This window comes from Janthinobacterium darwini (genome assembly GCF_051380905.1).
GTDB lineage: Bacteria > Pseudomonadota > Gammaproteobacteria > Burkholderiales > Burkholderiaceae_D > Janthinobacterium.
Genome location: NZ_JBNYXX010000001.1, coordinates 3,262,246 through 3,287,721, shown reverse-complemented (window position 1 = coordinate 3,287,721; position 25,476 = coordinate 3,262,246). Strand labels below are relative to the sequence as shown.

27 protein-coding genes, 4 tRNA genes and 1 riboswitch are annotated in these 25,476 nt (G+C 63.1%); of the genes, 14 read left to right on the top strand and 17 right to left on the bottom strand.

What is annotated here, in order from left to right; translation table 11 throughout:
• Positions 1-39 precede the first annotated feature (39 nt).
• From ACQ4WZ_RS15180 to ACQ4WZ_RS15170, 3 genes are all read right to left on the bottom strand, one after another.
• Positions 40-510 carry a histidine phosphatase family protein gene (locus ACQ4WZ_RS15180; RefSeq protein WP_257560730.1) on the bottom strand — a complete coding sequence of 157 codons (471 nt, stop codon included), beginning with the start codon at positions 508-510 and terminating at the stop codon, positions 40-42.
• Positions 511-648: 138 nt separating this feature from the next.
• On the bottom strand, positions 649-834 hold the full coding sequence (locus ACQ4WZ_RS15175; RefSeq protein ID WP_436573814.1) for a histidine phosphatase family protein: 186 nt from the start codon (positions 832-834) through the stop codon (positions 649-651).
• Between the two features lie 80 nt (positions 835-914).
• Positions 915-2,315 carry an L-cystine transporter gene (locus ACQ4WZ_RS15170; RefSeq protein ID WP_101480271.1) on the bottom strand — a complete coding sequence of 467 codons (1,401 nt, stop codon included), beginning with the start codon at positions 2,313-2,315 and terminating at the stop codon, positions 915-917.
• A gap of 277 nt (positions 2,316-2,592) precedes the next feature.
• Here ACQ4WZ_RS15170 and ACQ4WZ_RS15165 point away from each other — a divergent pair, with 277 nt between their 5' ends.
• The 3 genes from ACQ4WZ_RS15165 (at position 2,593) to ACQ4WZ_RS15155 (ending at position 3,965) form a co-directional block, all read left to right on the top strand.
• A complete protein-coding gene (locus ACQ4WZ_RS15165; RefSeq protein WP_436573813.1) occupies positions 2,593-2,970 on the top strand; it encodes a nuclear transport factor 2 family protein in 378 nt (125 codons plus the stop codon).
• Positions 2,971-2,980: 10 nt separating this feature from the next.
• Positions 2,981-3,370, top strand: coding sequence for a hypothetical protein (locus tag ACQ4WZ_RS15160; protein WP_436573812.1), 390 nt, complete (start codon positions 2,981-2,983; stop codon positions 3,368-3,370).
• Positions 3,371-3,500: 130 nt separating this feature from the next.
• The gene (locus tag ACQ4WZ_RS15155) at positions 3,501-3,965 is read left to right on the top strand and encodes a hypothetical protein (protein ID WP_436573811.1); all 465 of its coding nucleotides are present in this window, start codon (positions 3,501-3,503) and stop codon (positions 3,963-3,965) included.
• Positions 3,966-4,007: 42 nt separating this feature from the next.
• Here the strand turns inward: ACQ4WZ_RS15155 and ACQ4WZ_RS15150 are convergent, their stop codons facing one another.
• Both ACQ4WZ_RS15150 and ACQ4WZ_RS15145 read right to left on the bottom strand, forming a co-directional pair.
• Positions 4,008-4,601: an IMPACT family protein gene (locus ACQ4WZ_RS15150; RefSeq protein ID WP_101480275.1), complete on the bottom strand. Its 594-nt coding sequence runs from the start codon at positions 4,599-4,601 to the stop codon at positions 4,008-4,010.
• A gap of 67 nt (positions 4,602-4,668) precedes the next feature.
• Positions 4,669-4,926 (bottom strand): hypothetical protein, encoded by a 258-nt coding sequence (locus ACQ4WZ_RS15145; RefSeq protein WP_436573810.1) that lies wholly within the window; start codon positions 4,924-4,926, stop codon positions 4,669-4,671.
• A 66-nt stretch (positions 4,927-4,992) separates the two neighbouring features.
• On the opposite strand from ACQ4WZ_RS15145, the gene ACQ4WZ_RS15140 reads away from it, so the two are divergent.
• Entirely contained in the window at positions 4,993-5,772 is a 780-nt protein-coding gene (locus ACQ4WZ_RS15140) for an AraC family transcriptional regulator (protein ID WP_436573809.1), read from the top strand.
• Between the two features lie 58 nt (positions 5,773-5,830).
• On the opposite strand, the gene ACQ4WZ_RS15135 is transcribed toward ACQ4WZ_RS15140, so the two are convergent.
• Positions 5,831-5,906 (bottom strand) — tRNA-Lys (locus ACQ4WZ_RS15135).
• 79 nt (positions 5,907-5,985) lie between these two features.
• Positions 5,986-6,061, bottom strand: a tRNA-Lys gene (locus ACQ4WZ_RS15130).
• A 118-nt stretch (positions 6,062-6,179) separates the two neighbouring features.
• On the opposite strand from ACQ4WZ_RS15130, the gene ACQ4WZ_RS15125 reads away from it, so the two are divergent.
• Both ACQ4WZ_RS15125 and ACQ4WZ_RS15120 read left to right on the top strand, forming a co-directional pair.
• The gene (locus tag ACQ4WZ_RS15125; RefSeq protein ID WP_101480277.1) at positions 6,180-6,638 is read left to right on the top strand and encodes a MarR family winged helix-turn-helix transcriptional regulator; all 459 of its coding nucleotides are present in this window, start codon (positions 6,180-6,182) and stop codon (positions 6,636-6,638) included.
• Positions 6,635-8,134 (top strand): MDR family MFS transporter, encoded by a 1,500-nt coding sequence (locus ACQ4WZ_RS15120; protein ID WP_436573808.1) that lies wholly within the window; start codon positions 6,635-6,637, stop codon positions 8,132-8,134. Before ACQ4WZ_RS15125 ends, ACQ4WZ_RS15120 begins: the two co-directional genes overlap by 4 nt.
• On the opposite strand, the gene ACQ4WZ_RS15115 is transcribed toward ACQ4WZ_RS15120, so the two are convergent.
• Entirely contained in the window at positions 8,135-9,223 is a 1,089-nt protein-coding gene (locus ACQ4WZ_RS15115; protein WP_436573807.1) for an NADH:flavin oxidoreductase/NADH oxidase, read from the bottom strand.
• Between the two features lie 104 nt (positions 9,224-9,327).
• Here ACQ4WZ_RS15115 and ACQ4WZ_RS15110 point away from each other — a divergent pair, with 104 nt between their 5' ends.
• Positions 9,328-9,669 carry an ArsR/SmtB family transcription factor gene (locus ACQ4WZ_RS15110; protein ID WP_133992967.1) on the top strand — a complete coding sequence of 114 codons (342 nt, stop codon included), beginning with the start codon at positions 9,328-9,330 and terminating at the stop codon, positions 9,667-9,669.
• Between the two features lie 121 nt (positions 9,670-9,790).
• Positions 9,791-10,921, top strand: coding sequence for an acyltransferase family protein (locus tag ACQ4WZ_RS15105; protein ID WP_436573806.1), 1,131 nt, complete (start codon positions 9,791-9,793; stop codon positions 10,919-10,921).
• A 110-nt stretch (positions 10,922-11,031) separates the two neighbouring features.
• On the opposite strand, the gene ACQ4WZ_RS15100 is transcribed toward ACQ4WZ_RS15105, so the two are convergent.
• The 9 genes from ACQ4WZ_RS15100 to ybgC form a co-directional block, all read right to left on the bottom strand.
• Positions 11,032-11,107, bottom strand: a tRNA-Lys gene (locus ACQ4WZ_RS15100).
• Between the two features lie 89 nt (positions 11,108-11,196).
• A tRNA-Lys gene (locus tag ACQ4WZ_RS15095) sits at positions 11,197-11,272 on the bottom strand.
• Between the two features lie 67 nt (positions 11,273-11,339).
• Positions 11,340-12,098: a tol-pal system protein YbgF gene (gene ybgF, locus ACQ4WZ_RS15090; protein ID WP_436573805.1), complete on the bottom strand. Its 759-nt coding sequence runs from the start codon at positions 12,096-12,098 to the stop codon at positions 11,340-11,342.
• Between the two features lie 135 nt (positions 12,099-12,233).
• Positions 12,234-12,755: a peptidoglycan-associated lipoprotein Pal gene (gene pal / locus ACQ4WZ_RS15085; RefSeq protein WP_101480281.1), complete on the bottom strand. Its 522-nt coding sequence runs from the start codon at positions 12,753-12,755 to the stop codon at positions 12,234-12,236.
• Between the two features lie 43 nt (positions 12,756-12,798).
• A complete protein-coding gene (gene tolB, locus ACQ4WZ_RS15080) occupies positions 12,799-14,067 on the bottom strand; it encodes a Tol-Pal system beta propeller repeat protein TolB (protein WP_373918887.1) in 1,269 nt (422 codons plus the stop codon).
• A 5-nt stretch (positions 14,068-14,072) separates the two neighbouring features.
• Positions 14,073-15,101, bottom strand: coding sequence for a cell envelope integrity protein TolA (gene tolA / locus ACQ4WZ_RS15075; RefSeq protein ID WP_436573804.1), 1,029 nt, complete (start codon positions 15,099-15,101; stop codon positions 14,073-14,075).
• Positions 15,102-15,149: 48 nt separating this feature from the next.
• Entirely contained in the window at positions 15,150-15,590 is a 441-nt protein-coding gene (locus ACQ4WZ_RS15070; protein ID WP_242428498.1) for an ExbD/TolR family protein, read from the bottom strand.
• Between the two features lie 15 nt (positions 15,591-15,605).
• Positions 15,606-16,295: a protein TolQ gene (gene tolQ, locus ACQ4WZ_RS15065; RefSeq protein WP_046682323.1), complete on the bottom strand. Its 690-nt coding sequence runs from the start codon at positions 16,293-16,295 to the stop codon at positions 15,606-15,608.
• 47 nt (positions 16,296-16,342) lie between these two features.
• A complete protein-coding gene (gene ybgC / locus ACQ4WZ_RS15060) occupies positions 16,343-16,744 on the bottom strand; it encodes a tol-pal system-associated acyl-CoA thioesterase (protein ID WP_133992961.1) in 402 nt (133 codons plus the stop codon).
• A gap of 315 nt (positions 16,745-17,059) precedes the next feature.
• Positions 17,060-17,184, top strand: a riboswitch (ZMP/ZTP riboswitch).
• 111 nt (positions 17,185-17,295) lie between these two features.
• Here ybgC and glyA point away from each other — a divergent pair.
• The 6 genes from glyA to ACQ4WZ_RS15030 all read left to right on the top strand — a co-directional run bounded on the left by glyA (position 17,296) and on the right by ACQ4WZ_RS15030 (position 25,465).
• Complete coding sequence (gene glyA, locus ACQ4WZ_RS15055) at positions 17,296-18,543, top strand: serine hydroxymethyltransferase (protein ID WP_101480285.1); 1,248 nt, start codon at positions 17,296-17,298, stop codon at positions 18,541-18,543.
• Between the two features lie 145 nt (positions 18,544-18,688).
• Positions 18,689-19,153: a transcriptional regulator NrdR gene (nrdR, locus tag ACQ4WZ_RS15050; RefSeq protein ID WP_101480286.1), complete on the top strand. Its 465-nt coding sequence runs from the start codon at positions 18,689-18,691 to the stop codon at positions 19,151-19,153.
• A gap of 221 nt (positions 19,154-19,374) precedes the next feature.
• Positions 19,375-19,959, top strand: coding sequence for a type IV pilus modification protein PilV (pilV, locus tag ACQ4WZ_RS15045; protein ID WP_133992959.1), 585 nt, complete (start codon positions 19,375-19,377; stop codon positions 19,957-19,959).
• Positions 19,956-20,924, top strand: coding sequence for a PilW family protein (locus ACQ4WZ_RS15040; protein ID WP_436573803.1), 969 nt, complete (start codon positions 19,956-19,958; stop codon positions 20,922-20,924). The genes pilV and ACQ4WZ_RS15040 overlap by 4 nt, the downstream gene beginning before the upstream one ends.
• A gap of 81 nt (positions 20,925-21,005) precedes the next feature.
• Entirely contained in the window at positions 21,006-21,593 is a 588-nt protein-coding gene (locus tag ACQ4WZ_RS15035; RefSeq protein WP_436573802.1) for a pilus assembly PilX family protein, read from the top strand.
• A gap of 5 nt (positions 21,594-21,598) precedes the next feature.
• A complete protein-coding gene (locus tag ACQ4WZ_RS15030; RefSeq protein ID WP_436573801.1) occupies positions 21,599-25,465 on the top strand; it encodes a pilus assembly protein in 3,867 nt (1,288 codons plus the stop codon).
• The last annotated feature ends 11 nt before the right edge of the window (positions 25,466-25,476 follow it).

Genomic DNA, 25,476 nt, shown 5'->3' with positions numbered 1-25,476 from the left:
CGCTAACGATTCTTTCTGGATATGCTTATGCTGTTGTTTTTATGCCGCCAGCAGCGCAGCTGGGAAGACGCGAACTCGATGGCGGACATGGACAAGGCCTAGGACTTGGGTGCGGCCGGCATGTCGGGCTGGGCCGTGACGGGGGTACCGGCCGCTTCCAGCGGCGCGACGAAGTTGCACAGGTCCAGCTGCAGCTTGCCGTGCCTGCCCAGGGCGGGGTGAAGGCGTACGAGGTGATGCTGCAGTCGGGCACGTCGGCGGCCTTGTCGATGCCAGGATGGTCTGCTTGTCGCAGTGTTCCAGCAGGTAGCGGAAGCAATTGACGATGACCTGGTGGCCGACGATCAGCACCCGTTCGCCCCGGTATTCGCGGGTGATGGTGTCGAGCACGCTGCGCAGGCGCAGGATGACGTCGCACCAGCTTTCGCCGCCCGGTGGGCGGAAGTAAAACTTGCCCACGTGCTGGCGTTGTTCGTGCAGTTCCGGGTACTTGCTGGCGATGCCGTGCACGGTCAGGCGGTCGAGGAGCGCAGGCGCTTGTCGGCCACCACCGAGGCAAGGCTGTCCGCGTCGATGCGCGCCAGAACGGCTTGCGCCGTCTGGTGCGCCCGCACGTAGGGTGAGTACAACACGACGGTCGGTTGTTGTTCAGGGGGAAGGGTGGCGAACCAGTCGCGCAAGGCGTGCGCCCAACTCGGAGAGGGGGACGTCGACATCGCGCTCGGCAATGGCGATCAATAACTGTTTTTCCGCTTCGGCGGCATCGCGCGCCACGTTGCCGGCACTTTGGCCGTGACGCACGATCCAGATTTGCTGCGGCCATTTCTGTTGCATCGCCTCGCGCCTTCCTCTGTATTTATTGTTAATAAATATAGGCGAAAGGGGCAAGGCGCGGCGCGCCGGTGGATGGCTACTTAAGCGGCGTGTTCCGCTTCGTCCAGGTCGGGTGCGTCGTCGCTGTTGTAGACGGCCAGGTCGGTCTGCCCCATGACCCGGCTGGTGACGGTGCCGGCCGTAATCGAGCCGCTCACGTTCAGGGCCGTGCGGCCCATGTCGATCAGCGGTTCGACGGAGATCAGCAAGCCGGCCAGGGCGACGGGCAAGTCCATGGCCGACAGCACGATCAGGGCGGCAAACGTGGCGCCGCCGCCCACGCCGGCCACGCCGACGGAACCGATGGTGATAATGGCCAGCAAGGGCAGCAGGAAGCTGACGGTGAACGGGTCGACGCCGACGGTGGGGGCGATCATCACGGCCAGCATGGCCGGATAGATGCCGGCGCAGCCGTTCTGGCCGATGGTCGAGCCGAACGAGGCGGCGAAGTTGGCGATGCCTTCCGGCGTGCCCAGGCGTTGGGTTTGTGTCTGCACACTCATCGGGATCGAACCGGCGCTGGTGCGCGAGGTGAAGGCGAAAGCCAGCACGGGGAAGACTTTTTTCACGAAGCGCAGCGGGTTCAGGCCGACGCCGGCGATGATGGCCAGGTGCACCAGGAACATCAAGATCAGCGCGCTGTACGAGGCGACGACGAAGTTGATCAGTTTCAAAATGTCCGTATAGCTCGACGATGCCACCACTTCAAACATCAGCGCAAATACGCCATAGGGCGTCAGGCGCAGCACCAGGGTGACCATGCGCATGACGATGGCGTGCGCCACTTTCATGAAGCTCTCGAAGGACGCGAATATTTCCGGCTTTTTCGCGGCGATGCCCGTGGCCGAGATGCCGATGAAGATGGAGAACACCACCACAGCGATGGTCGACGTCTTGCGCGCGCCCGTCATGTCGAGGAAGGGGTTGGTCGGCACGAAGCTGACCAGCAACTTTGGCAAGGACAGGGCTTTCGCCGTTTCCAGCGAGCCTTGCAGCTGCACGCCGCGCGCCACTTCGGCCGCGCTCGACGTCAGGCCGACAGCCGTCAAGCCGAACAGCTTGGCCATCAGGATGCCCAGCGCGGCGGCGATCGTGGTGGTGATCAGGAGGGTGCCGATGGTCAGCGCGCTGATCTTGCCCAGGGAACTGGCATCCTTGAGTTTCAGGATGGCGGAAATGATGGAGACCATGATCAGCGGCATGATGATCATTTGCAGCAGTTTCACGTAGCCGCTGCCGACGATGTCGATGTATTCATTGGTGCCCGCGATGATGGGCGAACCGGCGCCATACAGCGCTTGCGCTGCCGCACCCAGCAGTACGCCCAGGCCCAGGCCCGTGAAGACGCGAACGGTAAACGTCGCGTGTTTGCGTTGCTGGTGGAACATGAAAGCGAAGACGATCAGCGCAACGAGCAGGTTCAGAATGATGTTAATTGCCATGAAGGGGCCTTATCTTGGTTTTATTCGAGACTGCAGAGAGCATGAGAACTTTACTACAAGTAATTGCTGCCCCAGCCCGGGGCGGAAGGGCAAGCACTGTACAGTACTATGGGGGCGTTTTATACGATGCCGCTGCGAATATTACGCTATATGAATATGCTCCACAGGCATAAGCGCAGGTATAGGTCTGCCGGATGATTGTGAAAAGGTAGATTTCGTGCCAGCATTGCATGTTTGTTCGCTTGCTAATTTGGCGCACTATTTTTTAAGGAAAAAGATGAATGCTTTAACGGAAGCTCAAGTACTCGATGCGGAAGAGCGCTTGCGCCTGGCCATGATGGCCTCCGACGTGGCGGCACTGAATGTGCTGCTGGCCGATGACTTATTGTTTACGAATCACCTGGGTCATCTGCTGAGCAAGCATGCGGACCTGGCAGCGCATGAGCAGCGCTTGCTGACCATCACCGATCTGCGCGCCTCCGAGCGCCATGTGCGCATCAACGGCAACGTGGCCGTGGTCTCCGTGCGCATGCAGCTGACGGGCAGTTATCACGACGTGGAAACGCATGGCGACTTCCGTTTTACGCGCGTCTGGACGCAGGATGCGGCCGGCGCGCTGCAAGTGATCGCCGCCCATTCGGGCGTCGTGGCATAGGGGTGATGTAGTGGATCATCGTTCCAAAGGGCAGTTGTTTGAAGCTGTCATCGCCGCCGGTCCGGCCACCCTGGCCATTATGGCCGGCTATCCCGTGCTGGTGTACAACCTGGTGCGCACCTGGGCCGACGCACCCGGCGCCAATGCCCTGGCCGGGCTATTGCTGACGGGCGGCCTGTGGGCCTTGCTGGAATTCTGGCGCATCGCGCTGGCCACAGTGGCGCGCAAGGCCTACGCGTTCAATTGGCGCTTCTGGCTGGCCATCGCCAGCTTTCTTGCCTGCTTCGTGCGTTTCGTGCCGGACATGCCGGCCGGACTGATGTTGTTGTTGATGGTGCTGCCAGCGCTGGCGTGGACGCATTTCATCTTGCTGCAGGTCAAACGTCCGCGCGGCATCTGAGTTTCGCACAAGCACCGCAAGCCGTGGCAAGATCGTCATGCCACGGCCCCTGGCTATCGATATAATCATTCCCCGCATGCACGGCAAACGGCATGTTTGGCGTAACTTCTCTTATTTTGAAAGAATTTCGATGAAAGCTCTCTTTTTGCTGCTGTTTGTATCGGGCGCGGCCCTGGCCGATGATGCTGCCATGTTGCAATGCCGTTCGCTGACCGATATCGCCAGCCGCGTGAAATGCTATGACGCCATTCCTCTGGGCGCCGCCGCGCCTGTCGCCGCCCCCGTTGCCGCGGTGCCGACCGCGCAGCAGCGCGAGCAGAGCTTTGGCATGGAAACGGTCAAGGCGCCCAAGGCAGCCGAGCCGGAAGAACACAAGTCGATCAGCAGCAGCATCGCCGGCAAGTTTGATGGCTGGAGTGGCAACGAACTGATCAAATTGAGCAATGGCCAGGTGTGGCGTATCGTCGATGGAAGCTCCGCCGTGCTGCCGCCGCTGAGCAATCCCAAGGTGACGGTCGAACGCAATTTCGTCGGCACCTTCTTTCTGAAGATCGAAGGCACGAACAACTCGCCCAAGGTACGCCGCGTGCAATAAGCTGCGCCAGTCCCAGTCCCAGTCCCAGTCCCTGTCCGATTCTCAGTCCTCGGCGTCGAGCCAGGCGATGCGTCCATTGCCCGCCTCATGCAGATGGGCGAGCAGGGCGGTGGCGGCCGTTTCAGGCAGACTGAAGTCGAACAACACGTCTTCGCTGTGCGCCACGTTCTGCAAGGTGGCGCCAGCGCTATCGAGTTCGCGGCGCAGCATGCCTTCCATCGCATATGGCACCGTGCAGCGCAAGGTTCGCTGGCGCACGATGGCCGTCTTTTCCGCCTGCAACAGCGCTTGCGCCACGCTGTCCGTATAGGCGCGCACCAGGCCGCCGGCGCCCAGCTTGATCCCGCCAAAGTAACGCACGACTGTCGCCAGCACGCCTTCCAGGTCCTGGTGGCGCAGCACGTCGAGCATGGGCCGTCCGGCCGTGCCGCTCGGTTCGCCATCATCGACGGCCGCCGATTGCCCGCCCGCCAGCAGGGCCCAGCACACATGGCAGGCGCCCGGATGCTGCGCCTTCAAGTCATTGACCACCTGCTGCGCGCTGGCGCGGTCCGTCATCGGCTGCACGCAACCGATGAAACGGCTTTTCTTGATGATCAGTTCGCTGTGGACGGGGGTGGCAATGGTAAACGGCATGGCGGGTGCGAAGGCGGGTAAAGCAGCATGATAGAGGAAATGCGCGCCGGGCACGAGCCAGTGCCGCCTAGGCTCCCGATGGCGACACCAGTTCGCGCAGCGCCGCGTCGCGCACCTGCAGAATGTCGAACAGTCCCAGCGCGTGCAGGGCGGGCAAGGCGTCGAGGATGTCGCGCTCGGCGACGGCCTTTTCGTCGATGCTGCTGGCGTCATCCAGCCATAGCCTGGCATTGGCGAGGAAGGCGCCCACCGGGCCCTTGCGCACGGTGACGCCATTGAACTGGCCCTGGTTTTGTTGATCGGCTAATACGTCTTCTGCACGCATGGTGAACTCCTGAACGATGGAAAGACTCCACTGTATGATGACGGGATTGTCTTGCCTGCGTTGTTTATGTCATTCGATACGTCAAATCCGTCAATTTTGCCAGCGTCGCTGCCGTCGCCGTTGCGTGCCATGCGCATTGCCCAGCCGCAGGAACGGGTGACGGCGGCGCACCGCCATGCCAGCGGCCAGCTGTTCGGTGCGGTGCGGGGTTTGCTCTCCGTTGCCGCCGACAGCGGACAGTGGGTGGTGCCTGCCAGCCACTGCGTGTGGATGCCGCCCCATCACATCCATGCGCTGCGTTCGCATGGCCCGTTTGCGGGCTGGAGCGTGTATGTGGGCGAGGCCAGTTGCGCCAGCTTGCCCGCCGCGCCTTGCGTGATGCGCGTCTCGGGCTTGCTGCGCGAGGCGGTGGCCCGCGCCAGCGCCTGGAACGATGGCGCGTTCGATGCGCGCCAAGCCCGGGTGGCGGACGTGATTCTTGACGAGATCGCTGCCTCGCCGCACGAGTCCTTCGGCTTGCCCTTGCCCACGGACCCGCGCCTGTTGCGCGTGGCGCGCACCGTGCTCGATGACCTGGCCGACGAGCGGGGCGTGGAAGCGCTAGCCGCCTGGGCCGGCGTGTCGCCGCGCACCCTTGCCCGCCGCTTCACGATCGAGACCGGCTTTACCCCCTCGGCCTGGCGCCAGCGCGCCCGCATCCTGCGCGCCCTGGAATTATTGGCCGCCGGCCGGCCCGTCACGACCATTGCGCTGGACCTGGGCTACGACAACGTCAGCGCCTTCATCGCCATGTTCAAGCGGGTGATGGGCGTGACGCCGGGCAGGTATGGGGAGGCAATGGAATAGCTGGCGCGGAAAACAAAAAAGCCCACGAACCGAAATTCGTGGGCTTCTCTGAAGTATTTGGTAGGCCGTGCGGGATTCGAACCTGCGACCAACGGATTAAAAGTCCGCTGCTCTACCAGCTGAGCTAACGACCCAAAAACTTTGACTACTTGCTGCGGTAACACTGTGCGGTACGTGCTTGCCATGAAGGCAAGTAAGCGGACTGCAAATTCTTGGTAGGCCGTGCGGGATTCGAACCTGCGACCAACGGATTAAAAGTCCGCTGCTCTACCAGCTGAGCTAACGACCCAAGGGCGGCTATTATGACGGCCAAAGGCGGTTTTGGGAAGGGCAGGGGAGGAAAAAGCCTTGCATGGTCCTGATACGCGGTCTAATATGGGTAGGTAGCCTACCTATATATATATGCCATGTCCACTATCGAAGACCTTCCCATCCCCGAGCGCGCGCTGGCGCTGTCCGACGAATTGCGTACGGCGTTCAAGCGCTTGCTGCGTTCCATGCAGCGCGAAGGGGGCGAGCTGGAAGGCAGTGTATCGATGATGCAAACCATGCTGCTGGCGCTGATCCACGAGCAGCCAGGCATCGGCGTGGCAGCGCTGGCGCGGCTGCAGAATGTGCGCGGGCCCACCGTCAGCGCGCAAGTCAAGTCGCTGGCCGAAGCGGGGCTGGTCGAGCGCAGCGCACCCGATCCGCAGGACCGGCGCCGTTCCGGTCTGCAAGTGTCCGCGCAAGGCCTGGCCGTCCTCGAAACCTTGCGCGCGCGGCGCCGCGATGCGCTGGCGCGGCGCATCGCCCGCCTGTCGCCGCAACAGATCGATGCGCTGGCCGCCGCCATGCAGCCCCTGCTTGAGATAGGCCAGGCATGAGCGACCACGATCACGCCGCAGGCGCAGAAAAAGACGCGGCCAAACCCGTCACCGAGCGCGAAGTGCGCGCCATCTACCTGGGCCTGATGGCCGTGCTGGGCCTTGGTGCGCTGGACCAGAGCATCGTCGCCACGGCCTTGCCGCGCATCGTCGATGACCTTGGCGGCATGGCGCATCTGTCGTGGGTGGTCACGGCGTATGTGCTGGCGTCGACGGCCACCATGCCCCTGTACGGGAAGCTGGCCGACCAGTATGGTCGCCGCCCCATGATCTTTACGGCCCTGCTGACCTTTTTGCTCGGTTCCGTGCTGTGCGGGCTGGCGCAGAACATGACGGAGCTGATCATCTTCCGCGCCATCCAGGGCCTCGGCGCGGGCGGCTTCATGCCGCTGGCGCAAATCATCATCGGCGACATCGTGCCGCCGGCCGAGCGGGGCAAGCGCCAGGGCATGGTGCCCATCGTGTTTGCCGTCACCAGCGTGCTGGGCCCCGTGCTGGGCGGCGTCATTACGGATGCCTTGTCGTGGCACTGGATTTTCTATGTCAACCTGCCCATCGGCGCGGCCGCCTTTGTCATCATTGCGCGCGCCATGCGCAAGCCCGCACGCACGCATGAGCACAAGATCGACTACCTGGGTTCTGCCTTGCTGACGGGGGCCATCACGGCGGCTCTGCTGGTGCTGGCGCTGGGCGGCACCGAGTGGCCGTGGGACTCGCTGGCCATCAAGGTGTGCGGTGGCGTCGCCCTGCTGCTGGGCGCCTGGCTGGCCTTCCACGTGGGGCGGGTGGATGAACCCGTGCTGCCGCCCGACTTGTTCGAGAACCGTACTTTCAATATCGCCAGCCTGGTGATGGCCATGACCTTCATGGGCCTGATGGGCGCCAGCGTCTTCTTCCCCCTGTTCTTCCAGCTGGTGATGGGCACCAGTCCCGCCGAATCGGGCGTGATGACGGTGGCCATGATGGTGGGGCTGGTGGCCTCGTCGATGTTCAACGGCCGGGTGTTGTCGCGCTCGGGCAAGTACAAGATGGTGCAGGTGGCGGGGCTGGCGGTGGCGCTGGTGGCGTTTGCCGTGCTGGCCTGGGCCATGGCAACGTCGCGCGGTTACTGGATCATCGAGCCGGTCATCTTCTTCCTGGGCACGGGGCTGGGACTGGTGATGCCGAACATGACGATCGCCGTGCAAAATGCCTTGCCCCTGGCGCGCCGTGGCGTGGGCACGGCCATGCTGGCCTTTTTCCGCTCGCTGGGAGGCTTGCTGGGCGTGACGGCGTCCGGCGCCATCCTTGCGCACCAGCTGCACCAGCATGGCGTGGAAGCCGTCTCGGCGCTCGGTGCGCACGCGGCGTCGCAAACGGTGGAAGTGTATCGCCACGCGATCGCCAGCGTGTTTGGCGCCGGCGCCGTGCTGCTGCTATTGGGACTGGTCTTCCTGCTGTTCCTGCCGGAACTGCCCCTGGAGGGGCATCCGGCAACGGTCAAGGATGATGGATGATCAATAGCGTTCCAGCCAGTGCGCGTAGGGCGCGGGCAGGGTCCACGAGGCGCGCTCCACGCGGAGTTCCTTGGCGGCAAAGTATGCCCAGTGCGGATTGGCCAGGTGCGCCTTGCCGACCATCACCACGTCCAGCTGTTCTTCCTTGACGACACGCTCGGCGATGGCCGGCGTGCCGAAGCCCCAGGCGGACGAGACGGGCACACCTGCTTCGCGGCGGACTCTTTCTGCAATCGGGCCCATGAAGGCGGGGCCCCACGGAATCGATACGTCGGGAATCGTGAAGCCCATGCTGACGCTGAGCATATCCATGCCCGCATCCTTGAACTGGCGCACCAGGCCTATCGATTCGAGCAGGGTTTGGTCGTCGCGGCCGTCGAATTCCAGCACGCCAAAGCGGATCGTCAGCGGCAGGTGCTCGGGCCACACTTCACGCACGGCTTTCAAGGTTTCCAGCAGGAAGCGGCTGCGGTTTTCCACGCTGCCGCCATAGATGTCGTCGCGCTGGTTCGAGTGGGCGGAAAAGAAGCTTTGCGCCAGGTAGCCGTGGGCGAAGTGCAGTTCCAGCCATTCGAAGCCCACTTCGCGGGCGCGCACGGCGGCGTCGACGAAGTTCTGGCGCACGCGGGCGATATCGTCGAGGTCCATGGCGCGCGGCACTTTCGGCAGGCCGCCGCCAAAGGCAATGGCGGACGGGGCGATGGTTTGCCAGCCGCGTGTATCACCTTCAGCGATATGGTCATCGCCTTCCCATGGGCGGTTGGCGCTGGCCTTGCGGCCCGCGTGGGCGATCTGGATGCCTGGCACGGAGCCGGCCGCCTTGATGGCTTTCACGACAGGCACGAAAGCTTGCGCCAGATCATCGTTCCAGATGCCCGTGCAGCCGGGCGTGATGCGGCCTTCTGGCGCCACGGCCGTCGCTTCGACGATTACCAGTCCCGCGCCGCCACGGGCCATGCCCGCGTAATGCGACAGGTGCCAGTCATTGACCTGGCCATCGACGGCCATGTACTGGCACATGGGCGGCACGGCGATGCGGTTGCGCAGGGTGATATCTTTAAGACTGAATGGCTGGAAGAGGGCGGACATGGTGGCCTTTGTGTGTTGGTGGAGAGGTAGATAAATGCTGATTCGGTAGTTCGTAAATATTCGAAGAATGGAATTAGTATAGCGCATGCTGTATGATTCTGCTCATGCGTCCACACAAACATCCCTCCGCCAGCGAATTCGTGCTCGAAAGAGTGCTGTACGCCTTGAGCGATTCCATCCGCCTCGACATCGTGCGCCACCTGGCCAGAGTTGACGCGGCCGCTTGTGGCGACCTTGATGGCGGACGGCCGAAGTCGACTGTCTCGCACCATTTCAAGGTCTTGCGCGAAGCTGGCCTGGTCTACACGGAAAACGCGGGCACGACGCACATGAACACCCTGCGCCGCACCGATATCGAGAGCCGCTTCCCCGGTTTGCTCGATGCCATCCTGGCGCAGCAGCCATTGTCCGCCGAGGCGCCGGAGGCGGGCGGGCAGGGAGTCTAGCTGCCTGCCGTGCCCCGCCATGTTCCAGGCTCGGCTATCATATCGGCCTTTCGGTAAATCCTCAGCCGCGTGCCTGTTGCGCGATGGCTGGCGACACTACCTGGCATGGCAAGGGGTGGGAATGACGGCAGTAGCAGCGGTATCACAGGCGGACCTGGCAAATCGTCCGCAGTTTGGCTGGATCAATGGTTTGAAGGCGGGCGCGGCGCAGTTGATCGTGTTGCACCACCTGGCGTTTTACGGGCCGATGTCTGACTATGTGCAGCCCCTGTGGCCCGCATTGCTGGACTGGCTGGGCGGCAGCGCGCGCATCGCCGTGCAAGTGTTTCTCGTCATCGGCGGCTTTCTCGTCGCCAAATCCCTTTCGCCCGCCGGCCGCCCCGGCATCGCCTCGCCGCTGCAGGCGATCTGGCGCCGCTATGCCAAGCTGGCGCCGCCTTTCCTGGCTGCCACCTTGCTTGCCGCCGTCATTACGCCTGTGGCTGGTATCTGGATGCTGCATGATTCCATGTCGGCCGCCGTCACCCTGGGTCAGCTGAGCGCCCATGCATTGCTGCTGCATGGCGTGCTGGGCTATGAATCGCTGTCGGCCGGCGCCTGGTACGTGGCCATCGATTTCCAGCTATACCTGCTGACGGTATCGCTGCTGTGGCTGGGCGGCCGCCTGGCGGGCCAGCGGCGCATGGGCTGGCTGATGCCGCTGGCCGTTACATTGGGCATCACCTTTTCCCTGCTGTACTTCAATCTCGATGCGGGCTGGGACAACTGGGCGCCGTATTTCTTCGGCAGCTACGGCCTCGGCATGCTGGCCTGGTGGGCCAGCGACCCGGCCCGCAAGCCCGGTGCCATGACCGCGCTCATGGCGATGGCCGCCGTGCCCGTGCTGCTGGCCCTGGCCGTCGACTACCGCAGCCGCATCGCCCTGGCGCTGATCGTCGCCTGCGTCCTGTTCCTGTTCGGCCGTGCCCGCACGCCTGCGCAGGGCGGCGCCTGGCATATCATCAATACTCTGGGCCGCATCTCGTATGCCGTGTTTCTCGTGCACTTTCCCGTCAGCCTGCTGGTCAATGCCTTGTTTACCGCCTATGTCCCATTGGAGCCGGCCTGGCAGGCGCTGGGCATGCTGACGGCCTGGGGCGCCAGCCTGGTGGCCGGGGCCGCGTTTTACCGCTGGGTGGAGGTGCCGCTGGGGCGGTTGATGGGCAGTGTGGTGGCGCATCTGGCGGGGCGGCCGGCATGGGTATCGCGTTAAGGTCGAAGCTGTCGAGTACCGATCGCGCTCGCCTTCTGAAATAATGCTGCCTGTTTCTATTCTGAAAAACAAAAAAGCCAACCGCGAACGGTTGGCTTCTTCATAGTATTTGGTAGGCCGTGCGGGATTCGAACCTGCGACCAACGGATTAAAAGTCCGCTGCTCTACCAGCTGAGCTAACGACCCAAAAACTTTTTACAACAACTTCGGTAACACTGTGCCGTAAAAAAATGCTTGCTATAACAACTCGCAAGCAGATCAGTACTGCGTATTCGTGGTAGGCCGTGCGGGATTCGAACCTGCGACCAACGGATTAAAAGTCCGCTGCTCTACCAGCTGAGCTAACGACCCGAAGAAGAAAGATTATAGGGGGTGCCCGGGATTCTGTCAAACCTAACGGGCAACTTTTTCCCCGGTTTTACTTTTTGCCGCCCCGTTCCTTCGCTGCCTGGGCGGCGCTGGAGTCAGGGTAGCGCGAGATCAGGGCGTTCAGCGTCTTGGTCGCGTTCGACTTGTCTTTCAGCTCCGTGTAGCAGCTGGCGATGTTGAGCATGGCGTCGGGCGTCTTCGGGCTGTCCGGATAATGCTTCAGCACGGCCTGCTGGGCCGTGATGGCGCTCTTGCAGTCACGCTGGGCGTAATAGGCATTTCCCAGCCAGTATTGCGCGTTGGCCGCGTAGGCCGATTCCGGATAGCGTTTCACGAAGGCGTCCAGTGCCGTGACAGCGCCCTTGTAGTCGCCCGACTTGAACAGGCCGAACGCGGACTCATACGAGCTTTGCTCGGAGACGCCTACGGCCGCTTCCTGGCCATCGATGGTGACCTGGCGCGGCTCCAGCTTGCGCAGGCGCGCGTCGATGTCGGTGTAGAAATCCTTCTGGCGCTTTTGCGTGTTCGCCAGGTCGTTGCCCAGTACTTCGATCTGGCCGCGCAGGCGGGCGATCTCTTGCATGGTCTGGTCGTGCTGGTTGAGCAGGCTCAAGGTGCTGGTCTTGTCCGCCTTGGTGTCGATGCGGCCGTTCAGGTCGCGCGCCATGGCGTCCACCTTGGCGCGCAGCTCCAGGATGGCCTTGCGCGCTTCGTCGTCGTCGAACAGGGCGGCGTTGGCGTGCAGGGGCAGGTAGGCAAACGCGGCCATCAAGGCGGCGGCGACGCCGGCTTTCGAGAATGTCATCATGGGTCGGGCTTTCAAAGGTTACGCAAAACATGCAAACGGGGCGCCGGGCGGTGAATCACCGCGCTGCGCCCCATTATTATGCCTATGACTGGCCAGTTAGGTAAGCGTCAATGCTGCAGCGCTCACCCATGAACATCAATAAACGATGTCAGCGCGGCGGTTTTCAGCCCATGCTGCTTCGTTGCTGCCTTGTGCTTTAGGCTTTTCTTTGCCCAGCGACACGGCTTCCATTTGGCCTTCTGGCACGCCCAGGGCGGCCATCGACTTGCGCACGGCTTCAGCACGTTTCTGGCCCAGGGCCAGGTTGTACTCAGCGCCACCGCGTTCATCGGTGTTACCTTGGATCAGGATCTTGCGTGCCGGGGTTTTTACCAGGTAGGCGGCGTGGTTTTGCACGACTGGGGTGTCCGCTTCGCGCACGACGTATTTGTTGAAGTCGAAGTAGATGCTGCGGTTAGCCAGCACGCCTTTTGGATCGTCCAGTGGATCGACCGATGCGGTCGTTACTGGCTGAACTTGACGGGTGTCAACTGGAGCTGCGACTTTTTCAGGAGCGCGCTCAACCACTGGGGTCTCTGCGACTTTGACTGGGGTGCTGCAGGCGGACAGCAGGGCTGCGGTAGCGGCGATGAAAGCCAAACTTTTAAAGTTACTCATTTTTATTCTCCGGGTCATGGTTAAAGGTGAAACTGTACAGCATTTACTTCATAAAAGGACCCCAGGTGGGCTCCTTGATATTGCCAGCTTGCGTAGTCAAACGCTGTTTGACGCGGCCATCCACCGATACCACTGCCAGCGACTTGCGTCGTCCGGATTCGGTCGCGTACATAATATATTTCCCGTTGGGCGAAAAGCTCGGTGATTCGTCGTTGGCGGTGTCCGACAGACGCAGTTCCTGGCCACTAGCCAGGTCGAGCGCGTAGAGCTGGAAATTGCCGTCGCGACGGGAAATATAAGCGAGAGTCTTCCCGTCGGATGAAATCCGCGGGCTGATGTTGTAGGAGCCGCCAAACGTCACGCGCTTGGCTTCGCCGCCGCTGACCGACATGCGATAGATTTGTGGTCCGCCGCTGCGATCGCTGGTGAAGTAAATGCTTTGTCCATCGGCCGAGAACTGAGGTTCCGTATCGATGCCGCTGCTGTTGCTGACGCGGCGCAAGCCGCTGCCGTCGGCATTGACGGTATAGACCTGGGTATGGCCATCGCGCGACAGGGCCACGGCAAGGCGCGAACCGTCCGGGCTCCAGGTGGGCGCAGAGTTGCTGCCTTTTTCATTCGATACGATGGTGCGCTGGCGCGTCACCAGATTTTGCACGTAAACGATGGGCTTTTTCTTTTCAAACGACACATACGCCACCTTGGTGCCATCCGGCGACCACGATGGCGAAATGATAGGCTCATTCGAGCGCAGGGCGACCTGGATGCCTTCGCCATCGGCGTCGGCCACTTCCAGGCGGTATTCGCGGCCCGATTGCGTGACGTAGGCGATGCGCGTGGCGAATGCGCCTTTGACGCCCGTCAGCTTCTCATAGATGTCATCGGCAATTTTGTGCGCCAGCAGGCGGTTGAACTGCGGCGCGGCCGCATTGTTCATGCTGGAGATCTGGGTGCCCTTGATGGTGTCGAACAGCTTGTAGCGCACGTCCAGGCGGCCATCGGCCATGCTTTGCACGGTGCCGGCTGCCAGCGCGTCTGCTCCGCGCGACTTCCATTGGTCGTAGCTGACGGGCGCCGTTTCCGACACGGGCGCATCGGCGTCGATCAGCTTGAACACGCCGCTGCGTGCCAGGTCGGCCTTGATGATGCCCGACAGCGATTGCGGCGCCGCCGATTCATTGACAAAGCTGGCGACAGCTACCGGGATCTGGTTGCTGCCGATCCCTGTAATCTCCACGCGCAGCTGCGCCTGGGCGCCAGAGGCTCCCAGCATCAGGCCGGCACAGAGCACGACATAGCTCATTTTTTTCATGGTCATCATTTAGGCAAATCCTTCATCTCGAATATGAGTTCAATCTCGCGTTCCACGGTGCCGTCTTTTTTCTTCGGCAGTGGCGACGATTTATTAATGGCGTTTTCCACCGAGCTGTCATACGCCGGCAGGCCGCTACTTTTAATCTTTCGGACCGAAATAATTTCCCCAGTTGGCAGTTGCTCGATCTTGAACACGGCGCGCGGGTTGCCCGGCACGTCCGTGCTACCGCTGTACGCGATATTGCTCTTGATCTTGCTCGTCAGGGCAGCGACATAGCCGCTGTCCTTGCGTGGCGCGGTCGCTTTCTCGGCCGTGCCCGTTGTGCCGGCGCCCGCCGCACCCGTGATGCGGCTCATTTCTGCGGCGCGTGCCTTGTCGGCGGCTTTTTTCTCTTCCGCCGCTTTCTTGGCTTTGGCGGCTTTTTCCGCCGCCGCTTTTTTATCGGACAGTTCTTTCTCGGCTTTTTCTTCCGCCGCTTTTTCTTTCTCTTTGGCTTCTTTGGCTTCTTTGGCTTTCGCCTGTTTGTCGGCCTTTTCTTTTTCCAGCTTTTCAGCCTTGTCTTTTTCTTTCTGCTTCTGTTTCTCCAGTTCGCGCTTTTCTTCCTCGCGTTCCTTCAGTTCTTGCTTGCGGCGCTCGTCCGCTGCCGCTTTCTCTTTTTCTTCTTTCAGCTTGGCCTTCTTGCGTTCCAGGGCGATCTCCGCCTCGCGCAGGTCGACCTTCGGCTCGGGTGCTGTCACCGGCGGCGGTGGCGGCGGGGCCGGTTGTTCCACTTGCGGTTCCCGTGGCGGCGCCGGGGTCGGTTCCGGTTCCGTCGCCACGTCGGGCGGCGGCGCTGCCGTCTGCACTTTCAGGTCCCATACTTCCGCTTCGACGGCGACAGGTTCCGTATTTTGCCAGTGTACGCCCACCCACAGGAAAAACAGCAGGCCAAGGTGCATCGCCAGCGCCAGGCCCAGCGAGGGCCAGCGGCTGCGTTCGCGCGGCACGCTGTAGGGCTTGCCGAGTACATGGTCGATTTGTTTGGTCTGCAAAGTCTAGTCTATCTAAAAACGGTCAAGTCTGGAAACAGGATGCTGTGCTTACTTGGTGGCCAGGCCGACGCGGGTAATGCCCATTTTTTTCGCTTCCGAAATGAGCTGGATCACATCGTCGTACTTGCTTTCCTTGTCGCCCGCAATCATCACGGGATAGTCGGGATTGCTCTCGTGCAAACCGCGCAGCTTGCGCAGCAGGGCGTCGCGGTTCGGTTCCGTTTCCGGCGACAACTGTTCCTTGCCGATGACGCCGATCGACAGCGAACCATTCGGTTTGAGCACGATCTGGATATAGTCATCGGGCGGCTTCGCCGACCTTTCCGCGTTGGGCAAGTTCACCACGCTGGGATTGTTCGACGACGGCATGACCATGAAGATGATCAGCAGCACCAGCATCACGTCGATGTACGGCACGACGTTGATCTCGGACTTGAACTTGCGGCCACGGCCGCCGCGCATGCCGCCGCTATTGAATGAGGAACCCATGAACGCTGCTCCCTCTTAGCGCGACTGGCGCTGCAAGATGTTGGAGAATTCCTCGACGAAGCTCTCGAAACGGATCGCCAGGCGGTCGATGTCATGCGAAAAACGGTTGTAGGCGACGACGGCGGGAATTGCCGCGAACAGGCCGATGGCGGTGGCGATCAGCGCTTCGGCAATGCCGGGCGCGACGGCAGCCAGGGTGGCTTGCTGCACGTTGGCCAGGCCGCGGAAGGCGTTCATGATGCCCCAGACGGTACCGAGCAGGCCGATGTAGGGCGAGACGGAGCCGACGGAAGCGAGGAAGGCCAGATGCGATTCGAGCACGTCCATTTCACGCTGGAAGGCGGCGCGCATGGCGCGGCGGGCACCGTCGAGCACGGCGCCCACGTCCAGCGCTTCGCGCGAACCGTAGGATGCCTTGCCCTTGATGAATTCGCCCATGCCGGCGTCGAAGATGCGGGCCAGCGCGCCGCTCTGGTCGCGGTTGCCGCTGGCGTTTTGATGCAGCGCATGCAGGTTGCCGCCGGCCCAGAAGCTGCGTTCGAATTCGATGGTTTGCTTGCGCGCCTGGCGCACGGCAAACATCTTGCGGAAAATGTAGGTCCAGCTGGTCAGGGAAATCAGCAGCAGCAGGGCCATGATCAGTTGCACGATCAAATGGGCATTGGTGATGAGCGCGAGGAAAGAAAGATCTTGTGTAACGTTCATTGGCTGGCAGTCTGTTGGGTGAATTGTCCGGGGGTGGCGGGTAGGGCTCAGGCGGCGCGCATGCGGGCCGCCACAGCATCAGGCACGGCGCGCGGGCGCAATGCCGAGTCGACGCAGCCGATCTTGACGCGGGCCGTGTTCAGCAGGCGCTCGCCGCACCAGGCTTGTTGCAGGAAAACGATGGAGGCGCGCCCCATCTTTTCTATGCTTAAGGTTAATCTTACCGTGTCATCGAGCCTGGCTGGCGCATGATAGTCGGCGTTGACGCTTTTGACAACGAACATCGCGTCGTGCTGTTCCAGCAGCTCCTGCTGGCCCACGTCGATGGCGCGCAGCCATTCGGTACGCGCACGTTCGAAGAATTTCAGGTAATTTGCGTAATAGACGATGCCGCCGGCGTCGGTGTCTTCATAGTAGACACGTACGTTCCAGGTAAAGACTGAAGGCATGTTTATTGCGCCAGTAGTGAGATTGAGCAACATTTTACGCGATTTTTCTTCTTGTGACGGTGGGCGCTTGCTGGAAAGCCATGCAAAAGCTGCATATAAGTTGCACTGCAGCATTGTAAATCGGGGGTGCATAATGGCAAGCTTCGTAACATACGCTTACATGCCGCAGCCAGGTTTAAGTTCAGCTTAAGAGCCGCAGGCACGCCCCGGGGCGGTCTGTGGCCATGCCCGGGCTGCGATGGCGCGCGGCGATTATAGCTGCACGGTTGCATTCCTTGCTCAATTTGGGCACTTAACTTACAATTTGATTTCCATTACGTCTCACGTGACTGGCGAAAAGTCGGGCGATCTCCCTGGATGGTGATCGGCAAACCGGCGAAAGGTGGGCACCCACCGGGAAACGTGAGATTTTTCATCAGCCGTTCGCCTGGGTAGCCACTATGGAAAAGCACGAAGAGGCTGCCTGTCCAATGTTGTTATTCAATTAACGCCGGCTCCCCTCATTCGATCCAACCTGCCAGTACAAGCACCCTCATCCTTGGAGTTTTTACATGTTTGCAAAAGATCACACCCTCGCCAACGTCGACCCTGAATTGTTCGCCGTCATTCAAAAAGAGAACACGCGCCAGCACGACCACATCGAACTGATCGCGTCGGAGAACTACACATCGCCGGCCGTAATGGAAGCGCAAGGCTCGCAGCTGACGAATAAATATGCCGAAGGCTATCCAGGCAAGCGCTACTACGGTGGCTGCGAATACGTCGACGTGGCCGAGCAACTGGCCATCGACCGTGTAAAACAGCTGTTCGGCGCCGAATGCGCGAATGTGCAGCCGAACTCCGGCTCGCAGGCGAACCAGGGCGTGTTCTTTGCCGTGCTGAAACCAGGCGACCTGATCATGGGTATGTCGCTGGCCGAAGGCGGCCACCTGACCCACGGCATGCCGCTGAACATGTCCGGTAAATGGTTCGACGTCGTATCGTATGGCTTGACGGCGGAAGAAGACATCGACTACGAGGCTATGGAGCGCCTGGCCCGCGAACGCAAGCCCAAGCTGATCATCGCCGGCGCGTCGGCGTTCTCGAAAAAGATCGACTTCGAGCGTTTCGGCAAGATCGCCAAGGAAGTGGGCGCCTACTTCATGGTCGACATGGCCCACTACGCCGGCTTGATCGCCGCCGGCCTGTACCCGAATCCGGTGCCGTTCGCCGACTTCGTCACCTCGACCACGCATAAGTCCTTGCGCGGCCCTCGCGGCGGCATCATCCTGATGAAGGCTGAACACGAAAAAGCCATCAACTCGGCCATCTTCCCTGGCATTCAGGGCGGCCCGCTGATGCACGTGATCGCCGGCAAGGCCGTCGCCTTCAAGGAAGCGCTGAGCCCTGACTTCGTTGAATACCAGAAGCAAGTGGTCAAGAACGCCGACGTTCTGGCGAAAACCCTGATCAAGCGCGGCCTGCGCATCGTTTCCGGCGGCACCGAATCGCACGTCATGCTGGTCGACCTGCGCGCCAAGAACCTGACGGGCAAGGAAGCCGAAGCCATCCTCGGTTCCGCGCACATCACCTGCAACAAGAACGGCATCCCGAACGACCCGCAAAAACCCTTCGTCACCTCGGGCATCCGCCTGGGCAGCCCGGCGATGACGACGCGCGGTTTCAAGGAAGCGCAAGCGGAAGAAGTGGGCAACCTGATCGCCGACGTGCTGGACAATCCGCATGACGCCGCCACCATCGAGCGCGTGAAAGCGGCCGTGAAAGTGCTGGCCGATGCACACCCGGTGTACGCCGCGTAATTATTTGTCCAGAATGTGTCATACAGAGTAAGATTCTGTCTGACACATTCCAGTCGTGCCCAAGGGCGCCCGGAGTGATTCGGGCGCCCTTTCATTTAAGGGCGGCGATTTCCCGTAATTATTACTATAAAGTTGTAGCCAGCCCATGAAATGTCCATTTTGCCAGCACGGCGACACCCAGGTCCTCGATACGCGCGTATCGGAGGACGGGGATGCCATTCGGCGGCGCCGCCGTTGCGGTAAATGCGACAAGCGCTTCACCACCTACGAACGCATTGAACTTATCATGCCGGCCGTCGTCAAAAAGAATGGCAGCCGGACGGAGTTCGCTGCGGATAAGTTGCGCGGCAGTTTGATGCTGGCCTTGCGCAAGCGTCCCGTCGCGGCCGCCTCCGTGGATACGGCTATCGCGTCCATCCAGGAAAAATTGCTGACCAGCGGCTTGCGCGAAGTCGATTCCGGCTATATCGGCGAACTCGTCATGCAGGAACTCAAGCGCCTGGACAAGATCGCCTACATCCGCTTCGCCTCCGTCTACAAGAATTTCGAAGACCTGGCCGAGTTCCAGGATGCGATTGCCGAAGTGGGACAGGCGCGCGGCAAGCCCTGATGTCCCCTTTTTGAAAACGGGGCCGGTCCTGCGCCCCGTGTTCATCACGCCAGCGTTCGCCTGGCAAGCGATCCGATCAATCCCAACGCTGTTCTTCTCACCTTATCGCCGTGCTGTTTGCGCTAGCGCAGACGCGGTTGTTTGCGCGCGCCTATCGTGTAAGTGGGCCGGGCGCCGGCGCGGCTCCCGTCCTGGTTACATTCTGTCGGCAGGAGAAGCTCATGCACAGTGGCACGCGTGGTCCCATGGATGGCAGCAGCCTTGTCGAGGTGCTGGTATCGCTGCTGCTGTTGGCGTTGGGCTTGCTGGGCGCCAGCATCCTGCAATTGAGTTCCCTGCGCGCGCGCCATGAGTCGGCGCTGTTGTCGGCGGGTGTGCAACTGGCCGCCGGCATGGCCGAACGCATGCGGGCGAACAGCGTGCTCATGCATGGCCCCGATGCGGGTAATCCCTACCTGAGCGTTGCCTACGCGGCGGAGGATGGCGCCGAGGCTGGCGGCGGCGCGCCCGGCTGCTTCGGCGCCGCCGTCTGCAGCGCGGCCGAGCTGGCGCAATTCGACATCGCCGAATGGAAACAGCAGCTGCAGTCGGCCTTGCCTGGCGCGCGGCTGCATATCTGCCGCGACCTCGCCGCGTGGGATGCCGCCGCCCAGGGTTTGCACTGGGCGTGCAGCGGCGGCAAGGGCGCGCCCATCATCATCAAGCTGGGCTGGCGCGGCAGGCAGGCCAATGGATCACCCGCCGTGAATGCGGCAGGCGAATCGTTGCCCAGGCTGGCATTCCAGCTTGGGGGAGGCGGCGCATGAACACTGTCTTGCGCGGGCATCGAGGCATAAGCCTGCTTGAATTGCTGGTGGCCCTGTCGCTGGGCGCGCTGTTGATGCTGGCGGCCAGTACCGTGCTGCTGGCTTCCAGCGGCAGTTATGGTGAGCAGTCCGCCAGCGCGCGCCTGGATGACAATGGCCGCTATGCACTCGACACCATCGCCCGCGCCGTGCGCCAGACAGCGTATGTGAACTGGGACAGCAGCGCCGCGCCCGTCGCCCATGCGGATTACGACAGCGCGAGTATCGCCGGGCTCGACGCGCGTAGCCTGGGCAAGAACAGCGAAGGCATCAGCGGCGCGCTTCCCGACGCCGTGCAGGGCAGCGACGTGCTGGCCCTGCGCTATTACGGCGCCGGCAAGGAGGAGGGCGGCGACGGATCCGTGCTCAATTGCGCCGGCTTCGCCGTGGGGGCCGCGCAAACGGAGGCGCAGCGGGGCTGGAGCATTTTCTATGTGGCCCAGGGAGCCGATGGCGAAGGCGAGCTGCGTTGCAAATATCGCGGCGCGAACGGCTGGGGCGCGGACGCCATCATCCGCGGCGTCGACAGTTTCCAAGTGCTGTATGGCCTCGATACGGATACGCCACCCGACGGCGTGGCGAACCGCTATGTCAACGCCAGCGCGCTTGACTCCGACGATGCGGCGCTGGTGCTGGCGGGCGCGGATGCGGCCGCGCGCCAGCGCGATTTTTACCGGCGCACGCACTGGAAGCGCGTGGCCAGCGTGCGCGTGGCGCTGCTGTTGCATGGCGAGGCGGGCCAGGTGGACAAGATGGCGGAACTGGGACCGGCGCAGTTCGACCTGTTCGGCAAGGCGTATGCCGAAGCGCACGGCGCCGGCGACACGGGCGTGCACATCGCGCGCGCGGCCTTGCCCGCAGCAACGCGCTCCAGGCTGCGGCAACTGGTGCAGACAAGCATCATGCTGCGTAACGGGCCGGCATAGGCGGGCGCCACCGTGGCTTGTATGGGCGTCCGTTGTTGTCCTGGCTGCTGCATTCCGGGCGCGCAAGGGCGTGGCGCCACCATGGTGTATGTGCTGTGCCTGCTTGTGATCATCTTGCTGCTGGGCATATCGGCGGCGCAGATGGCCTTGCAGGGCGAAAAGGCGGCACGCGGCGAGCGTGACCGGCAGATCGCGTTTCAGGCGGCGGAGGAGGCATTGGTGGATGCGCAAAACGATATCGAAGGCTTGCCTGGCGGGCCGGGCCGGGCAAGCCTCTTTGCGCCGGGCAGTGCGGCAGGGTTTGCCGCCGGCTGCGGCGAAGGGGGCGCACTGGGCCTGTGCCTGCCCGCGCCCGAGGATGCGCCGGCGCTCTGGCTGAGCATGGACCTCGATGGCGCGGACGCTGGAAGCCGTGCGGTACCGTATGGCCAGTTTACGGGCGCGGTCATGCAGACGGGGCAGGGTTTCCTGCCGTCTCGCCGGCCCCGCTACCTTATCGAACTGCTGCCGTTCCACCCGCCCGGCGCACAGGCAGCGGCAGTGGCCGGCGGCCTGGCCACGGAAAGCTATGTGTACCGCATCACGGCCATAGGGTTTGGCGCGCAGGAAAGCACGCAAGTCGTGCTGCAAAGCTACTACCGCAAAGAGGCGGCGGGAGCGGGGCCATGAGGGCTATGTGGTCTTTCTGCTTGATACTGCTGACTTGCCTGGCTAGTGGCGCCGCTGTCGCGGCCCAGCCGACGGTGACGCTGGCGCGGGCCGACGCGGGCTTGCAGGGCGCCAGAGTGCCGCCGAATCTGTTGCTTAACCTGTCCTTCACGCATGCGGCCGCTGCGGCTGCGTACGGCAGCGACTATGCGCCGCAGCGCGAGTACGCCGGTTACTTTCATGCGCGCATGTGCTACAGCTATCCGTACCGCAGCAAGGACGGCGTCATGCTGCCGGACTTGCGCGTAGCGACCGCTTACTTCTCCGTGTTGAAACCGGCCGATGCGCTGCACGGCTGCGGCGGCGATAGTTTTAGCGGCAACTTTCTCAACTGGGCCAGCGCCAGCATGCTCGACATCGTCCGTTACGCCCTGACGGGCGGCGACCGCGTCATTGACGAGGTGCGCAAGACGGTGCTGCAGCGCGCCTATTTGCCCGATGCCGACGGCCCCATCGACTATTTTGCCCATCCCACCTTTTTTCCCCGCAAGGTCTTGTATGCAGGCGTGGCGGCGGCGACGCCGTTTGCGCTGGCGCAACTGGCCATCGTGTCCTGCCGCAACCGCCTGCTGTTCGGCGATGCCAGCCTTGGCCAGCCCGCAGGTGGCAGTTGCGACACGCCCGGCTTTGCTGCCACGCATGGCGTGTTTCTCGCGCGCGTGCGCGTTTGCGACGCCGATGAGGGGCCGCTGCGCGAGGATTTGTGCCTGGCATACGGCAAGAATTACAAGCCGGTGGGGGCCGTGCAGCGCCATGGCGGCAGGGTGCGCGTGGGCGTGTTTGGTCACTTGAACGGCACGCCCGCCAGCGCCGGTCCCGTGTATGGCGGCGTGCTGCGCGCGCCGCTGGCGCACGTTGGGCGGCAGCGCTGGACGGCGCCCGACTATATGCCGCAAGACAATATCGATGCCGAGTGGAATCCCGCCACTGGCGTCTATATGGCGCAGGCTGTGGCCCAGGGCGCGAGCCCTGGTGGCGGGGTGACCGCTTACATCAATGGCCTGGGCCGCAGTAATGCCGGGCACCCAGGTGCGTACGCCAGGGCGGCGCCGCTGGCTGAATTGCTGTATGAATCGCTGCGCTACTTGCAGGGGCGGCAAGCGAGTACCGCTGTGCCGCCTGCCAAGGCCGCGCCTGCCATCGATGAAGGCTTGCCGGTCGTGACGTATTGGAGCGACCCGCAATCGGCCAGCTGCCAGCGCCACATCGTCGTCAGCCTCGGCGATGCGGGCATGGCGGGCGACCGCTACGTGCCCGGCAATGTTCCGGCGACTCCCGCATCAAACGGCGACCGCGCACGCGCCGCCGATGGCTTTGCGCCGCCGCCGTTCGATGCGATGGCCTGGACGCATGCGGTGGGCGGCCTGGAAAGCAGTGGCGCGCAGGGTAATCCTGCGCCACGGACCGAACTGGCGGCACTGGAATTGCTGGCCGACGGGGCGGGCGGCGCCAGCTACCATGCTGCAGGGCTGGCCTACTGGTCGCATGTGCAGGCGCTGCGTCCTGGCGCGAGGAACGACGGCGTTGCAAAGGTCGAGCACTATGCGGGCGACTTGCGGCAGGGCGACCCGGCGGGCGTGTCCGCCGTCATGCCCGCCTCGACACCCTTGTTGCTGGCGGCAAAATATGGCGGCTTTCTCGATGCGAACGGCGACGCCAACCCCTACAAGAGCGCGACGGGCAACGCGCTGGAGGAGTGGAGCGTGGACGGCCGCTGGCCCTCACATTACTTGCCCGGCAGCGATCCGGCCGCCCTGATTGCGGGATTGCGGGCAGCTTTTGCGGCAGCCGACATGGGCAGCTTGCCGGCGACGCTGGCGGGGCCGGCCCTGATGGCCTTGGCCAGTGGCACGGAAGAGGAATACTGGTTCCAGACGCAGATGCGCCTGGCCGATGGCAGCATGAGCTTGTCGCGCACCGCGTTTGCCGTGGGTGCCGACGGCGCGCTGCTTCCCGGCAAACCAAGGTGGCGCGTTGGCGGCCGGGAGAAGTTGGTGCCGGATGGCACGCCCGTGTCCTTGCGTCCCGTCTACACGCTCGACGCCCGGGGCAGCCTGATGCCGCTGGCCTGGAACCGTCTCGACGCGGAACAGCGCGGCGCATTCGAAGGCGGCGATGGCCAGGCGGGCCAGGGAGAGGCGCGCCTGGCATATCTGCTGGGCAAGCGCACGCACGAGGTGGGCCAGCCGGGCGGCTTCCTGCGGCGCCGTTCAGGCAGCCTGGGTGCGGCGCCATATGGCAATCTGCTGTACGTGGGCGCGCCGGGGCTGGGCGTGCCGGGCGCCGGCTATGGCTTGCACCGCAAGTTGCTGCTGCAGCGTCGGAAAATGCTCTACCTGGGGGCCAACGATGGCTTGCTGCATGCGTTCGATGCGCGCACGGGCAGCGAATTGTTTGCCTATCTGCCGCAAGCGCTGCTGCACGCGGCGGCGGCCGCTGCGAGCACTCGCTACAGCCCCGGCCCACTGCTCGATGGCGCGGCGGCCACGGCGGAAGTACAGGCATCGGGACGCTGGAAGACTGTGCTGGTGTCGGGCCTGGGCGGCGGAGCGCAAGGCGTGTTTGCGCTCGATATCACCGACCCGGCGCGCTTCGCGCAAGAAGGGGCGCTGTGGGAATTCACGGACCGCGACGACAAGCTGATGGGCAATGTGCGCGCGCCGCCCGCCTTTGCCCGCATCAATATGGGCGGCAAGGAGGGGGCGCCGGCTTTCCGCGATTTTGCCGTCGTCGCCAGCGGCTATAACAACCATGCGTACGACGGCAAGGACACGACGGCCCCCGCATCGGCCGCCGCCATCTTCCTGCTGGCGCTGGACAAGGCGCCTGGCACGCCCTGGCAATTGGGAAGTAATTACTTCCGGCTCAAGGTTCCCGTGGCCAGTGACGGCCATGGCGGCGATGCGGATGGGACGGTGGGCGCGGAAGCCGTGTCCCAGGCGCTGGGCCCGCCGGCCGTGGTGCCGGGCGCCGATGGCGAACAGGTTTATATCTATGCGGGAGATTTGCAGGGCAATATCTGGCGCCTCGGCATGGCTGGCGGGCCGCCGTGGAAGGAGGGGCAGGGGCGCAAGCTGGTGTTTGTGGCGCGCGATGTGCAGGGCAGGCGCCAGCCCGTGACGCAGCGGCTGAATGTGGCGTATGCGCCCGGTGGCGGCTATGTGCTGCTGTTCGGCACGGGCAAGCTGGTCGAAGCGGCCGATACTTGGCCTTCCGCCTTTCTGCCGCAGTCGTTTTACGCCGTGCACGATGATTTGCGGGAGTCGTCCCACACACGCAGCCGGGCCGACCTGGAGCAGCGCAGCCTGGGCGAGGCGGTGGGGGGCGTGCGCGTCGACGGCGCCGAGCTGCGCTATACGGGCAGCGACGCCATGCGGGGCTGGTACCTCGATTTTCTCCATACCGCGCAGACGGGCGAACGCAGTGTCAACAGTCCCGTACTGGCTGCCGGCAAGGTGCTGTTCAATACCGTACTGCCGGGGCGCGACTCTTGCGCCAAGCCCGCCACGCGCCTGTATGTGCTCGATGTGCTGAGCGGTTTTGCCGCCGATGGCGCCGGTCTCGTGCAGGCGGGGGCACAGACAGGGCGCTTGTTCGATGGCCTGGCGCGCGCGCCGCCGCTGGCGTTGGAGCTCAACAGCACGGTGGGCGCCGTGACGGCGTCGGGGCGTGCCGAGGGGCGCAAGGAACTTGCCGTGCTGCAGCCTGGCTTGCCCGGCGCGGCCAGCGGGGTGGGGCTCAAGGTCGTCAGCGCGCCGCTGCCGGCCCAGCGCCTCAGCTGGCGGGAAGTGGCGAACTGGCGCGAATTGCACGAGGCGGCCAAGAAGAAATAGGCGCCGGCATG